Origin of the sequence: Variovorax sp. J31P179, assembly GCF_030316985.1 — a bacterium.
Taxonomy (GTDB): domain Bacteria; phylum Pseudomonadota; class Gammaproteobacteria; order Burkholderiales; family Burkholderiaceae_C; genus Variovorax; species Variovorax ginsengisoli_B.
Genome location: NZ_JASZYL010000010.1, coordinates 167,067 through 180,828, shown reverse-complemented (window position 1 = coordinate 180,828; position 13,762 = coordinate 167,067). Strand labels below are relative to the sequence as shown.

Genomic DNA, 13,762 nt, shown 5'->3' with positions numbered 1-13,762 from the left:
CCTGTTCCAAGACCGAGAGCCTCGATGACCGACCCCGAATACATGGACCGCGCGGAAGCCGCACTGGCAGCGATCGAGCGCAGCTGCGACCGAATCAACGACGAGAGCGACGTCGACATCGACAACCAGCGGGTCGGGGGAATGATCACGATCATCTTCGGCAACGGCAGCCAGCTGATCGTCAACCTGCAGAAGCCGCTGCAGGAGATCTGGCTCGCCGCGCGTTCCGGCGGCTACCACTACCGGCACGACGGCCGCGCCTGGGTCGACACCAAGACCGGCGAGGAATTCTTCGACAACCTGTCGCGCGAGGCGACCCGGCAATCAGGCCAGCCGCTCCAGTTCATCGCCGGCTGAGCGAGACGGCGTAACGATCTCCCTCGGCCGGCGCAGCCCGGCCCGTTGGTGAAACACCGCGGAACTGGCTTTGCCGGGCCGCTGGTGTTGCCCCCGGTAGGGGGTGGGCGCCCCACACGAAGTGAGGGGCAACCTGGGGGCGAGCCTAATTCCTGAAGAGGTCCAGGATCCGGCTGCGCTCCTCCACCGGCGCCGGCGCGCTGATCGGCGGTGCCGCGATCGCCTCCGCCGGCTGCGTCGGTCCGCTGTCGACGCCCAGGCTGGCGACGCCGCGGCCCGGCGCGTAGTCGTCGTAGTACCACTCGCCGCCGACATTCACCACGCCCGGCGGCGCCGGCACCTCGGCCACCGGCACGCCCTTGATCGCGGTCTCCATGAAGTTGATCCAGATCGGCAGGCTCAGCCCGCCGCCGGTCTCGCGGTCGCCCAGCTTGCGCGGCGTGTCGTAGCCCATCCACGCGACTGCCGCCATGGTGGGCTGGAAGCCCGCGAACCAGGCATCGAGCGAGTCGTTGGTGGTGCCGGTCTTGCCGTAGATGTCGGTCCGCTTGAGCGTCGCCTGCGCCTTGGCCGCGGTGCCGCCGCTGGCCACCGACTGCAGCAGGCTGGCCATGAGGAAGGCGTTGCGCTGCGGCACCGCGCGCAGGGTCTCGTTGAGCAGCGGCGGCTGCTTGTCGACCAGCACCTTGTCCTTGTGGTCGGTCACCCGGGTCACGAGGTAGGGGTTGACGCGATAGCCGCCGTTGGCGAACACCGAGTACGCGGTCGCCATCTGCATCGGCGTCACCGAGCCCGCGCCCAGCGCCATCGGCAGGTAGGCCGGGTGCTTCTCGCGCTCGAAGCCGAAGTTGGTGACCCAGTCCTGGGCGTAGCGGGTGCCGATCGACTGCAGGATGCGGATCGACACCATGTTCTTCGACTTCATCAGCGCCCGGCGCATCGACATCGGGCCTTCGAAGGTGCCGTCGTAGTTCTTCGGCTCCCAGGGCTGGCCGCCGGTGGTGCCGGCATCGAAGAAGAGCGGCGCATCATTGATCACGGTGCTGGGCGTGAAGCCCTTCTCGAGCGCGGCCGAATAGATGAAGGGCTTGAAGCTCGAACCCGGCTGGCGCCAGGCCTGCGTGACGTGGTTGAACTTGTTCTTGTCGAAGTCGAAGCCGCCGATCATCGCCTTGACGGCGCCGTCGCGCGGATCCATGGCGACGAAAGCGCCTTCCACCTCGGGCAGCTGGGTGATTTCCCAGGCGCCCTTCGGGGTCTTCACGACCCGGATCACGGCGCCGCGCCGGATCCGGATGTTGGGCGGCGCCTTGTCCGACAGCCCGGACTGTGCCGGCTTCAGGCCGTCGCCGGTGATCTGGACCGCGTCGCCGTTGCCGCGCACCGCCTGGATCTCCTTGGCGTTCGCCTTCAGCACCACGGCCGACATGACGTCGCCGTTGTCGGGGTGGTCGGCCAACGCATCGTCGACCGCTTCGTCGAGCTCCTTGGGGTCGTTCGGAAGGTCGACGAATTTTTCGGGGCCACGGTAGATCTGGCGCCGCTCGTAGTCCATGATCCCGCGCCGCAGCGCACGGTAGGCCGCCGCCTGGTCGGCCGCGACCAGCGTGGTGTAGACCTTGAGCCCGCGCGTGTAGGTGCTGTCGCCGTACTGCGCGTACATCAGCTGGCGCACGGTCTCGGCCACGTACTCGGCGTGCAGCCGCGTCGGGTCGGCGGCGTCGCGCAGGTGCAGTTCCTCCTTGCGGGCCTGGGCGGCCTGGTCGGCGTTGATGAAGCCGGCCTCCTGCATGCGGTCGATCACGTACAGCTGGCGGCCGCGGGCGCGGGCCGGGTTGTTGACCGGGTTGTTGGCGCCCGGTGCCTTCGGCAGGCCGGCGAGCATCGCCGCCTGGGCGATCGTGATGTCCGACAGCGGCTTGCCGAAATAGGCCTCGGAGGCGGCCGCGAAGCCGTAAGCGCGGTTGCCCAGGTAGATCTGGTTGAGGTAGATCTCGAGGATCTGGTCCTTGCTCAGCAGGTGCTCGAGCTTGAAGGTCAGCAGCACTTCGTAGATCTTGCGGGTCAGCGTCTTTTCGGAGCTGAGGTAGACGTTGCGCGCCACCTGCATCGTGATGGTCGACGCGCCCTGGCTCTTGGCCCGGTTCATGTTGGCCATGCCGGCCCGCAGCATGCCCTTGTAGTCGACGCCGCCGTGCTCGTAGAAGCGGGCGTCCTCGGCGGCCAGCACCGCATCCTTCATGATCTTCGGGATGGTCGCGATCGGCGTCAGGTTGCGGCGCTCTTCGCCGAACTCGCCGATCAGGATCCCTTCGGCCGAAAACACCCGCAGCGGCAGCTTGGGACGGTAGTCGGCGAGCTCGGAGATGTCAGGCAGGTTGGGGTAGGCGACCGCCAGCGCGACCGCGATCACGCAGATCAGCGCGACCGTCCCGGCCACCACGAGGCCGAGGCTCCACAGGATCAGGCGAAGCAACCATTTCAGCCAGGCCGGGCGTTTGGGAACGGGAGCCTTCGCAGGCCCTTTGGGTCGAGAGTTTTCGGGCATTGAGGCTGTTGGAGTCTGAGCGCATTATAAAAACGCGCCGCCGTAGGACGGCGCCGCGGTAGCAGTTAGGACCCAAGTACTCTTATTTGTGACGCAAGTTGCAGTTCCGAACTGTTACGTCGACTTTTGACAACGATTGCTCACTCACTGGGGATTCGGCGCTTGGATTGGCTTGCACCTTGCTGCTAGCATGCAACCACTCGCAATTATTTCCAATCGTTACAAACGGATGGGATCGAACTTGACTGCTCTCGGATCGTTGTTTCGCCGCCAGCCCGCGCCTCTGCTCGGGCTCGACGTCAGTTCGTCCAGCGTCAAGCTGGTCGAACTCGGCCGTGACGCGAGCGGCAAGCTGGTGCTCGAGCGCTGTGCGATCGAGCCCCTCGAACGCGGCTGGATCACCGACGGCAATGTCGAGAAGTTCGACGAAGTCGCGGAGGCCGTGCGGCGCGTGGTCCGCAAGAGCGGCACCCGCACCAAGAATGTCGCGCTGGCCCTGCCGCCATCGGCCGTGATCACCAAGAAGATCATCCTGCCCGGCGGCATGAGCGAGCAGGAGCTCGAGATCCAGGTCGAGTCGGAAGCCAACCAGTACATCCCGTTCTCGCTGGACGAGGTGAGCCTCGATTTCTGCGTCATCGGGCAGAGTGCCAACTCGGCCGGCGATGTCGAGGTGCTGATCGCCGCCTCCCGCAAGGAAAAGGTGCAGGACCGCCAGGGCCTGGCCGAGGCCTCGGGTCTCAAGGCCGTGATCCTCGACGTCGAGTCCTATGCCTCCCGGCTGGCGACGGCGCGCCTGATCGAGCAACTGCCCGGCCAGGGCCAGGACGCCGTGGTCGCGCTGTTCGAGGTCGGTGCCTTCACCACCAGCATGCAGGTGCTGCGCAACCAGGAAGTCCTGTATGACCGTGACCAGGCTTTCGGCGGCGCCCAGCTGACCCAGCTCATCGTTCGCCAATACGGCTTCTCGGCCGAGGAAGCCGAGGCCAAGAAGCGCAGCGGCGAACTGCCCGACGACTACGCGGCCGGCGTGCTCAAGCCCTTCGTGGCCAGCATCGCACAGGAAATCGCCCGGGCGCTGCAGTTCTTCTTCACGAGCACGCCGCACAACCGCGTCGACTACGTTCTGCTGGCGGGCGGATCGGCGGGCCTGCCCGGCCTCACGAGCGCAGTCACGCGCCAGACCTCGTTCGCCTGCTCGCTGGTCAACCCGTTCGACGGCATGGAGATCGGCAGCAGCATCCGCGAGAAGAAGGTGCGGCGCGAGGCGGCCTCCTACCTGACGTCCTGCGGCCTCGCGATGCGGAGGTTCCTGCAGTGATCCTGATCAATCTGCTTCCGCACCGCGAAGCCGCGCGCAAGCGCCGTCGCGAGACTTTCTATGCCACGCTGGGTCTTTCCGCCGTGCTGGGCGGGCTCATCGCGGTCACCGCGTTCCTCTGGTTCCAGGCCCAGATCTCGAACCAGCAGTCGAAAAACGCGCTGCTGAAGACCGAGATCACCAAACTCGAGACGGAGATCAAGGAGATTTCCACGCTGCAGGCCGAGATCGCCGCCTTGCGCGCCCGCCAGACGGCGGTCGAAGACCTGCAAGGCGACCGCAACTTGCCCGTCCACCTGCTCAACGAGCTGGTCCGGCAGCTGCCGGACGGGGTCTACATCACCAGCATGAAGCAGGAAAACCAGACCGTCACGCTGCAGGGCATGGCGCAGTCGAACGAGCGGGTCTCCGAGCTGCTCCGCAACCTGGGCAACAGCAGCCCGTGGCTGGTCAAGCCCGAGCTCATCGAGATCACTTCGGCGACGGTGAGCCTGAGTGCGCGCGATCAGCGGCGGGTCGCCAACTTCAGGATGCGCATCGGCCTCAAGCGGCCGACCGACGCCCAGAAACCACCCGCCGGCGCGCCCGCGGCCATCAAGGCGAAGGGGTAAGCGCTCATGGCAAAGAAACGCCCTTCCGAGAGGTTCGACCTCGCACTGGCCCTGCGCCGCTTCAGCCAGCAGTTCCAGGGGCTGAACCCCAACGATCCGTCGGTCTGGCCACCGGTGCCGCGGTACGCCCTGTGCGTCGCCGTGGTCGCGGCGGTGCTGGCGGCGCTGTGGTTCGTCTGGCTCACCAATTCGAACGACGAGCTCGATGCCGAGCGCGCCAAGGAAGTCACCCTCAGGGCCGACTACCAGAAGAAGGTGGCGCAGGCCGCCAACCTCGATCTGCTCAAGAAGCAGCGCGAGCAGGTGCAGCAATACGTCACGCTGCTCGAGAAGCAGCTGCCCAGCAAGGCCGAGATGGATGCGCTGCTGTCGGACATCAACCAGGCCGGCCTGGGCCGCAGCCTCCAGTTCGAGCTGTTCCGTCCGGGTCAGATTTCGGTCAAGGACTACTACGCCGAGCTCCCGATCGCGGTCCGCGTGACCGGCCGCTACCACGACATGGGTGCCTTCGCCGCCGACATCGCGAACCTGTCGCGGATCGTGACGCTGAACAACCTCTCGGTGGCGCCGCAAAAAGACGGCGTGCTGGTCATGGACGCCACGGCGCGCACCTATCGCTACCTCGACGAGGAGGAGCAGGCGGCGCAGAAGCGCGCAGCGGCCGCGGCTGCGGGGGCCAAGAAGAAATGAGAACGCTCAGCTGTCTATGGATCGCGGTCGCAGCCGTCGGGCTGACCGGCTGCTTCGGCTCGGAGCAGGAAGACCTCCAGCGCTGGATGGCCGAACAGCGCGCGCAGGTGAAGCCCAGCGTGCCGCCGATCACCGAACCGAAGAAGTTCACGCCGCAGGCGTACACCGAGGCCGCGGCCTTCGACCCGTTCAACATTCAGAAGCTGACGCAGGCGCTGCGCCGGGACTCGGCCCAGCCCAGCACCTCGGGCCTGATCGCGCCCGAACTGGCGCGTCGCAAGGAAGCGCTCGAGGCCTTCCCGCTCGACTCCATGGCGATGGTCGGCAGCCTGAGCCGCAATGGCCAGCCGGTGGCGCTGATCAGCGTCGACAAGCTGCTCTACCAGGTGCGGGTCGGCAACTATCTGGGACTCAACTACGGGCGCATCACCCGTATCAGCGAAACCGAACTCGGCTTGCGTGAAATCGTGCAGGACGCTGCCGGTGAATGGATCGAACGCGTCGCGACGCTGCAGTTGCAAGAGAAGGCGAAATGAACCAACAAAAATCTATGCTTGCGCAGTGGCTGCGCGTGGCCGGTGCCGCGATCGTGGCCTTCGGTGCCGCGGCAGTCGTTCATGCGCAGAACGCGATCGAATCGGTCACGAGTTCTATGCAGTCCGGCGCCGAGGTGATCCGGGTCGACTTCACCCAGCCGCTGGCCGCGGCGCCGACCGGCTTCGCGATCCAGTCGCCGGCCCGTGTCGCGCTTGATTTTCCGGGCGTGACCAACGCCATCGGCCGCAACGCGATCGAGGTCAACCAGGGCAACCTGCGCTCGGTCAACGTGGTCCAGGCCGGCGATCGCACGCGCCTGGTCCTGAACCTGAAGCAGGCCACCGCCTACAAGACCGAGATCCAGGGCAAGTCCCTGCTGGTCTCTCTGGAACCGGTCGCGGGTGCCGCACTGGCCGCTTCGACGCCGTCCGCCTTCGCCGAGAACCGCAATCGCGACATGCTGCCCCTGCGCGATGTGGATTTCCGCCTGGGCAGCGACAACACCGGCCGCGTGATCGTCGACCTCGCCAACAACCAGGTGGGCGTCGACATCCGCCAGCAGGGCAAGAACCTGGTGGTCGAGTTCACCAAGTCGACCCTGCCCGAAGGCCTGCGCCGTCGCCTCGACGTCTCCGACTTCGGCACCCCGGTGCAGCTCGTGACCACCCAGCAGGTCGGCGACCGCGTCCGGATGGTGATCGAGCCGCGCGGCGAGTGGGAGCACAGCGCCTACCAGAGCGAGAACCAGTTCGTGGTCGAAGTGCGTCCGCGCAAGATCGATCCGACCAAGCTGACGCAGGGCGTCGGCTACAACGGCGAAAAGCTGTCGCTGAACTTCCAGAACATCGAAGTGCGCTCGCTGCTGCAGGTGATCGCCGACTTCACCAACTTCAACATCGTGACCTCCGACTCGGTGACGGGTTCGCTGACCCTGCGCCTGAAGGACGTGCCCTGGGACCAGGCGCTCGACATCATCCTGCAGGCCAAGAACCTGGGCATGCGCAAGAACGGCAGCGTGCTCTGGATCGCACCGAAGGACGAGATCAACGCCAAGGAAAAGATGGAGTTCGAGGCCCAGGCCGCGATCCAGAACCTGGAGCCGCTGCGCACCCAGTCGTTCCAGCTCAACTACACCAAGGCGATCCAGATCGCCCAGGGCCTGACCGGCACCGGCGCCTCCAGCGGCGGCGGCGGCGGCAGCAGCACCACCCGCATCCTGAGCCCGCGCGGCAGCGTGATCGCCGAAGCCCGCACCAACCAGCTGTTCGTCTCGGACATCCCGTCGCGGCTGGTGCAGGTGGCCGAGCTGATCCAGAAGCTGGACATCCCGGTGCGCCAGGTGCTGATCGAGGCCCGCATCGTCGAGGCGTCCGACACCTTCGGCAAGTCGCTGGGCGTGCGCCTCGGCGGCGGCGCGCTGAACAACAACAACGCGATCGGGCCGACGACCTTCATCCCCGGGACCGCCACGACGCCGCCGAACCTGATCTCGACCCCGACGGGCAGCAATTTCGTCAACCTGCCGTCGACCGGTGTCTCCGGCAACGGCAATGCGCCGGGCACCTTCGCGATCTCGCTGTTCAATTCGAGCCTCTCGCGCATCCTGAACCTCGAGATCTCGGCCCTCGAAGCCGACGGCAAGGGCAAGGTGGTGTCGAGCCCGCGTGTCGTGACCGCCGACCAGACCAAGGCGCTCATCGAGCAGGGCACCGAACTGCCCTACCAGGTCGCGACTTCCAGCGGCGCCACCTCGATCGCATTCCGCAAGGCCAACCTGAAGCTCGAGGTGACGCCGCAGATCACGCCCGAGGGCAACATCATCCTGACGCTGGACGTCAACAAGGACACGGTGGGTCAGCCGACCACCGCCGGCTTCGCGATCAACACGAAGCACGTGCAGACCGAGGTGTTGGTCGAAAACGGCGGCACGGTCGTCATCGGTGGTATCTTCGAGCTCACCGAATCCAACGACGAATCGCGCATCCCGGTGCTTGGTGAGGTGCCCTACCTCGGGGCGCTGTTCCGGACGCGCACTCGCACTGCCAACAAAACTGAAATGCTCGTCTTCATCACCCCGAAAATGATCACCGACCGCAACGCTGCGCGCTGACGCGCGGCGTTCGCAGCTTTGCATGGCGGTCGCACTCGTCGGCTTGCCCGGCGCCGGCAAATCCGCGATTGGCCGGCGCCTTGCGCAGCGCCTTCAACTTCCCTTCGTCGACAGCGATCACGTGATCGAGGAGCGGATCGGCTGCTCGATCCGCGACTATTTCGAGCGCGAAGGAGAGGCCAGTTTCCGGGATGTTGAGCAATCCGTGATCGCCGAGCTGGCCGCCGCGCCGCATGGCGTGGTCGCCACCGGTGGCGGCTGCGTCTTGCGCGAGGCCAATCGGCAGGCCCTGCGGGCCGGCTTCCATGTGCTCTACCTGCGCTCGCTGCCCGAGGACCTGTTCCGCCGGCTGCGCCACGACGTCAAGCGTCCGCTGCTGCAGGTGGCCGATCCGCTGGGCCGGCTGCGCGAGCTCCATGACGCGCGCGACCCCCTCTACCGCGAGACCGCCCACGAAACCGTCGAGACCGGCCGGCCGTCGATCTCGGTGGTGGTCAACATCATCGTGATGCAGCTGGAACTCGCCGGCGTGGTGGTGCCCCCCGACCCAGGCCCGCTGACAGACTGACCGGCCTCCGGGGCCGGGCCGGACCCGCGCCGCCGCATGCACCTAAACTCGGGGGATGCCATTGCCAGTCCCTCCCGAACGCGTCGAGATCCAGCTCGGCGAGCGCAGCTACCAGATCCTGATCGGCAGCGACCTGCTGGGCGATCCGCGCAGCTTCGCGGCCGCCCCTTCGGCCGCCAGCGCCCTGATCGTCACCAACACCACCGTGGCGCCGCTCTATGCGGCCACCTTGCGCGAGGCGCTGGCCGGCCGCTACCGCGAGGTGCACGTGCTCGAGCTGCCCGATGGCGAGGCGCACAAGGACTGGCAGACCCTGAACCGGGTCTTCGACGCCCTGCTGGCCCGCGGCGCCGATCGCAAGACGGTGCTGTTCGCGCTGGGCGGGGGCGTGGTGGGCGACATGACCGGATTCGCCGCCGCCAGCTACATGCGGGGCGTGCCCTTCGTGCAGGTGCCGACGACGCTGCTGGCGCAGGTCGATTCGTCGGTCGGCGGCAAGACCGCGATCAACCACCCCCTGGGCAAGAACATGATCGGCGCCTTCTACCAGCCGAAGCTGGTGTTGTGCGACCTGGCGACGCTGGCCAGCCTGCCGCCGCGCGAGCTCAGCGCCGGGCTGGCCGAGGTCATCAAGTACGGGCCGATCTACGACCTGGACTTCCTGGCCTGGATCGAGGCCCACATCGATGCGCTGATCGCCCGCGAGCCCGCGGCGCTGGCGCATGCGGTCAAGCGCAGCTGCGAAATCAAGGCCGAGGTCGTGGGCCAGGACGAACGCGAAGCCGGCCTGCGCGCGATCCTCAATTTCGGCCATACCTTCGGCCATGCGATCGAGTCCGGGCTCGGCTATGGCGAATGGCTGCACGGCGAGGCGGTCGGCTGCGGCATGGTCCTGGCGGCGCAGCTGTCGGCGCGTCTCGGCGGCATCGATGCCGCCTTCGTCGAGCGGCTGACCGCGCTGGTGCGGCGTGCCGGCCTGCCGGTGGTCGCGCCCGCCCTGGGCGCCGAGCGCTACCTGGAACTGATGCGGGTCGACAAGAAATCCGAGGCCGGCGAAATCCGCTTCGTGGTGCTCGACAAGCCCGGTTCGGCGGTCGTGCGCGGCGCGCCCGATGCCATGGTGCGCGAAGTCCTGGCGCAGTGCTGCGCCGCTTGATCTTGCCGGGCTTCTTCCGATGAGCCTCGCGCCCTACGCCAGCGATCCGGCCCGCTCGCGCGGCCGGCGTCATGCCGAGGCGCCGGCGCCGACCCGCGACGACTTCCAGCGCGACCGCGACCGCATCGTGCACTCGACCGCCTTCCGGCGCCTGGTCTACAAGACCCAGGTGTTCCTGAACCACGAGGGTGATCTGTTTCGCACCCGCCTGACGCACTCGCTCGAGGTCGCGCAGCTCGGACGTTCGATCGCGCGGGCGCTGCGGCTCAATGAAGACCTGGTCGAGGCGATCGCGCTGGCCCACGACCTCGGCCACACCCCCTTCGGCCATGCCGGACAGGATGCGCTCGACGCCTGCATGCAGGCGCATGGCGGTTTCGAGCACAACCTGCAGAGCCTGCGCGTGGTCGACGAGCTCGAGCACCGATATCCGCAATACGACGGCCTCAACCTGAGCTTCGAGACTCGCGAAGGCATCCTCAAGCACTGTTCGCGCGCCAATGCCGAGCGGATCGAGGCCGCGGAGCCCGGCGGGGTGGGGCGGCGCTTCTGCGATCGGACCCAGCCCGGCCTGGAAGCGCAACTGTGCAACCTGGCCGACGAGATCGCCTACAACGCCCACGACATCGACGACGGCGTCAGGTCGGGCCTGATCAGCATCGAGCTCCTGGGCGAGGTCGACCTGTTCGATCGCCACCGGCGCGAGGCCTTGGCCGAGCACCCGGGGCTGGAAGGGCGGCGGGTGCTCTACGAGACGATCCGCCGCATGCTGAGCGCCCAGGTCTACGACGTCATCGACGCCACGCGGGGCGCGCTCGAGGCGGCCGCGCCGGCCGACGCCGACGCGGTCCGGCGAAGCGATCCGCTGGTGCTTTTCAGTGCCGGGATGCGGGCCGAATCCACCGCGCTCAAGCGCTTCCTGTTTCGCAATCTGTACCGCCATCCGCAAGTGGTGCAGACCGCCGAACAGGCGCAGGGCGTGGTGCGTGCGCTGTTCGATGCCTACCTGGCGGCGCCGGCGGAAATGCCCGAGGCCTTCGCCCGTCGCGACGACCGGCAGCGCGGCGTGGCGGACTACATCGCCGGCATGACCGATCGGTTCGCGATCCGGGAGTACGAGCGCCTCACGGGGCAGCGGTGGGTGCCATGAGCCCCCTTGCGACCCGTCCCGGGATTCCGGTCGCCGCGCTGGCGGTCGTCGCCGGCGGCGTCGCCGCGGCGCTGCATATCGGCAAGCTGCCGCCGGCGGTGCCCGCCTTGCAGGCCAGCCTGGGCATCGGGCTGGTGCAGGCGGGATTTTTGCTGTCGCTGGTGCAGGTCGCCGGCATGAGCCTGGGGCTTGGTGTCGGGTTGATGGCCGACGCCATCGGTCTTCGACGCAGCATGCTGGCCGGACTGGCGCTGCTCGCCGTCGCCAGTGCGGCCGGTGGCGGTGTCGGCGTCTGGGTCGACGATCCGGCGCAGGCCTTTGCCTGGCTGCTCGCGCTGCGGGCGCTCGAGGGGGTCGGCTTCCTGTTGGCCGTCATGCCAGGGCCGGGACTGATCCGTGCCGTCGCGCCGGTGGGTGCCGACAAGGCCGCCATCGGACTCTGGGGGGCCTACATGCCGCTCGGGGTGGCATTGGCGCTGCTGGTCGGGCCGGCGCTGATCGCCCAGTCCGGCTGGCCCGGTTGGTGGTGCGCCCTGGCGGCGGCTTCGGCCTGCGCGGCCGTCTGGGTCGCGCTGGCGGTGCCGGCCGACGGCGCCCGCGTCCGCGTGGCGTCCGTCGGTTCGGCAGAAGGGTGGGGCGTTCGCCTGCGCGACACACTGAGCGCGGGCGGTCCGTGGACGCTGGCGCTGGCTTTCGCGGTCTACTCCTCGCAATGGATCGCCGTGATCGGATTCCTGCCGGCGATCTATGTCGACGCCGGCGTCCCGAGCGGCTGGAACGCGGCACTGACCGCGCTCGCCGCGGCCCTCAACATCATCGGCAACGTGGTCGGCGGCCGGCTGCTCCAGCAAGGGCTGCCACCGGTTCGGCTGCTGCGCTGGGGCTTCGTCGTGATGGCGCTCGCGAGCGTCGCGGCCTTTCTGCGGATCGGTACGCCCGAGACCGCCTGGAGCCTGCCGCCGGCCCTGCGCTACCTGGCGGTCTGCCTGTTCTCGCTCGGCGGCGGCATGGTGCCGGCGACCTTGTTCATGCTCAGCGTGCGGCTGGCGCCTGGGCCCGCCACGGTCTCGACCACCGTGGGCATGATGCAGCAGGCCTCGTCGTTCGGTCAGTTCGTCGCCCCGCCGGTCGTGGCCTGGCTGGCCCATCGCATGGGCGGCTGGCAATGGACCTGGATCGTCACCCTGTCGTGCTCGCTGGCCGGCCTGGGCCTGGCGGCCCGGCTGGCGCGGCCGGTCTCCAGGAGGGGCACGGCATGATCGACAGCGCTCCGGTCTCCGCTGCGCAAGCCGAGGCCGACACCCGGCGCTGGCTCGAGCGCGCCGTGATCGGCCTCAACCTGTGCCCCTTCGCCAAGGCCGTGCACGTGCGTGGCCAGGTTCACTATGCCGTCTACCTGGCGGGCGACGAATCCGGACTGATCGACGCGCTGCTCGCCGAAGCCCGGGCGCTGGCGGCCAGCGCTGCGTCGGAGCGCGACACCACGCTGCTGATGGCACCGAACACGCTGGCCGATTTCCTCGACTTCAACGATTTCACGGGGCGTGCCGAACGGCGCCTGGCGCGCGCCGGCTTCGACGGCGTGTTCCAGCTGGCGAGTTTTCACCCGCGCTTCCAGTTCGGCGGCACCGAGGCCGACGACATCACCAACGCCACCAACCGGGCGCCTTATCCCACGCTGCACCTGCTGCGCGAAGACAGCGTGAGCCGGGCGGTGGACGCCTTTCCGGAGGCCGAGGCGATCTTCGGCCGCAACATCGAGACGCTCGAAGCGTTGGGCGCCGACGGCTGGGCCGCGCTCGACGTCGGGCCTGGGAGTGCATCATGAACAAGGCGTCGAAGGCGTCCAGGGCCGAGGCGGAAGTGCCGGCCGAATTGCGGCCGGGACAATCGGTCGAGCTGCTGAAGGAACTGCACATCCTCACGCGCGAAGGCCGGCTGAACCAGGATTCGCGGCGCAAGCTCAAGCAGGTCTACCACCTGTTCCAGTTCATCGAGAAGCTGCTGCGCGAGCTCCCTGGCGAAGGGGCCGAGGCGTCGCTGGCCGACCATGGCGCCGGCAAGTCGTACCTCGGCTTCATCATCTACGACCTGTTCTTCAAGCAGGGCGGCGCCGGCCATGTCTACGGCATCGAGACCCGGGCCGAGCTGGTCGAGAAATCGCGCGCGCTGGCCGCGCGGCTGGGCTTCGACCGCATGGCTTTCCTCAATCTCACGGTGGCCGAATCCGCGACCGCGGCGGAGCTGCCGCCGCGGATCGATGTCGTCACCGCGCTCCATGCCTGCGACACGGCCACCGACGACGCGATCGCCTTCGGGCTGGCCAAGCAGGCGCGCTTCATGGTGCTGGTGCCTTGCTGCCAGGCCGAGGTCGCCGCCTGCCTGCGCGAGACCAAGGCGCTGGCGCTGTCCCGCACGCCGCTGGCGGAGCTGTGGCGCCATCCGCTGCACACGCGCGAGATCGGCAGCCAGCTCACCAACGTGCTGCGCTGCCTGTACCTCGAAGCCAGCGGCTACCAGGTCACGGTGACGGAGCTCGTGGGCTGGGAGCACAGCATGAAGAACGAGCTCATCATCGCGCGCCGCACCGGGCAGCGCAAAGCCGGCGCGGCCGAGCGACTGCGCGAGCTGCTCGAGCAGTTCGGCCTGACATCGCTGCTCGAGACGCGCTTCCGACTGGCCTGAGCCGGCGCGCCGCCCGTCACCCTCCTGCG

At 68.0% G+C, this 13,762-nt stretch carries 13 protein-coding genes; 12 read left to right on the top strand and 1 reads right to left on the bottom strand.

Annotated elements, in window-relative coordinates; translation table 11 throughout:
• The first annotated feature begins 24 nt into the window (after positions 1-24).
• Entirely contained in the window at positions 25-357 is a 333-nt protein-coding gene (cyaY, locus tag QTI17_RS24820) for an iron donor protein CyaY (protein ID WP_286536330.1), read from the top strand.
• Positions 358-502: 145 nt separating this feature from the next.
• On the opposite strand, the gene QTI17_RS24815 is transcribed toward cyaY, so the two are convergent.
• Positions 503-2,905: a penicillin-binding protein 1A gene (locus QTI17_RS24815; protein ID WP_286536329.1), complete on the bottom strand. Its 2,403-nt coding sequence runs from the start codon at positions 2,903-2,905 to the stop codon at positions 503-505.
• Positions 2,906-3,146: 241 nt separating this feature from the next.
• On the opposite strand from QTI17_RS24815, the gene QTI17_RS24810 reads away from it, so the two are divergent.
• The 11 genes from QTI17_RS24810 to QTI17_RS24760 are packed head-to-tail and all read left to right on the top strand — an operon-like array spanning position 3,147 to position 13,733.
• Positions 3,147-4,226, top strand: a complete 1,080-nt coding sequence (locus tag QTI17_RS24810) for a pilus assembly protein PilM (protein WP_286523516.1) — start codon at positions 3,147-3,149, stop codon at positions 4,224-4,226.
• Positions 4,223-4,837 (top strand): PilN domain-containing protein, encoded by a 615-nt coding sequence (locus QTI17_RS24805; protein ID WP_286523515.1) that lies wholly within the window; start codon positions 4,223-4,225, stop codon positions 4,835-4,837. The genes QTI17_RS24810 and QTI17_RS24805 overlap by 4 nt, the downstream gene beginning before the upstream one ends.
• 6 nt (positions 4,838-4,843) lie before the next feature.
• Positions 4,844-5,527, top strand: a complete 684-nt coding sequence (locus QTI17_RS24800) for a type IV pilus inner membrane component PilO (RefSeq protein WP_286536328.1) — start codon at positions 4,844-4,846, stop codon at positions 5,525-5,527.
• The gene (locus QTI17_RS24795; RefSeq protein WP_286536327.1) at positions 5,524-6,063 is read left to right on the top strand and encodes a pilus assembly protein PilP; all 540 of its coding nucleotides are present in this window, start codon (positions 5,524-5,526) and stop codon (positions 6,061-6,063) included. Before QTI17_RS24800 ends, QTI17_RS24795 begins: the two co-directional genes overlap by 4 nt.
• Complete coding sequence (locus QTI17_RS24790; RefSeq protein ID WP_286536325.1) at positions 6,060-8,174, top strand: type IV pilus secretin PilQ; 2,115 nt, start codon at positions 6,060-6,062, stop codon at positions 8,172-8,174. Before QTI17_RS24795 ends, QTI17_RS24790 begins: the two co-directional genes overlap by 4 nt.
• Positions 8,175-8,196: 22 nt before the next feature.
• Positions 8,197-8,742, top strand: a complete 546-nt coding sequence (locus tag QTI17_RS24785; protein WP_286536324.1) for a shikimate kinase — start codon at positions 8,197-8,199, stop codon at positions 8,740-8,742.
• Between the two features lie 55 nt (positions 8,743-8,797).
• On the top strand, positions 8,798-9,898 hold the full coding sequence (gene aroB / locus QTI17_RS24780) for a 3-dehydroquinate synthase (RefSeq protein WP_286536323.1): 1,101 nt from the start codon (positions 8,798-8,800) through the stop codon (positions 9,896-9,898).
• A 19-nt stretch (positions 9,899-9,917) separates the two neighbouring features.
• The gene (locus QTI17_RS24775) at positions 9,918-11,048 is read left to right on the top strand and encodes a deoxyguanosinetriphosphate triphosphohydrolase (protein ID WP_286536322.1); all 1,131 of its coding nucleotides are present in this window, start codon (positions 9,918-9,920) and stop codon (positions 11,046-11,048) included.
• Positions 11,045-12,307, top strand: coding sequence for an MFS transporter (locus tag QTI17_RS24770; protein ID WP_286536321.1), 1,263 nt, complete (start codon positions 11,045-11,047; stop codon positions 12,305-12,307). Before QTI17_RS24775 ends, QTI17_RS24770 begins: the two co-directional genes overlap by 4 nt.
• On the top strand, positions 12,304-12,876 hold the full coding sequence (locus tag QTI17_RS24765) for a DUF1415 domain-containing protein (protein ID WP_286536320.1): 573 nt from the start codon (positions 12,304-12,306) through the stop codon (positions 12,874-12,876). The genes QTI17_RS24770 and QTI17_RS24765 overlap by 4 nt, the downstream gene beginning before the upstream one ends.
• Complete coding sequence (locus tag QTI17_RS24760) at positions 12,873-13,733, top strand: class I SAM-dependent methyltransferase (protein ID WP_286536319.1); 861 nt, start codon at positions 12,873-12,875, stop codon at positions 13,731-13,733. Before QTI17_RS24765 ends, QTI17_RS24760 begins: the two co-directional genes overlap by 4 nt.
• Positions 13,734-13,762: the final 29 nt, after the last annotated feature.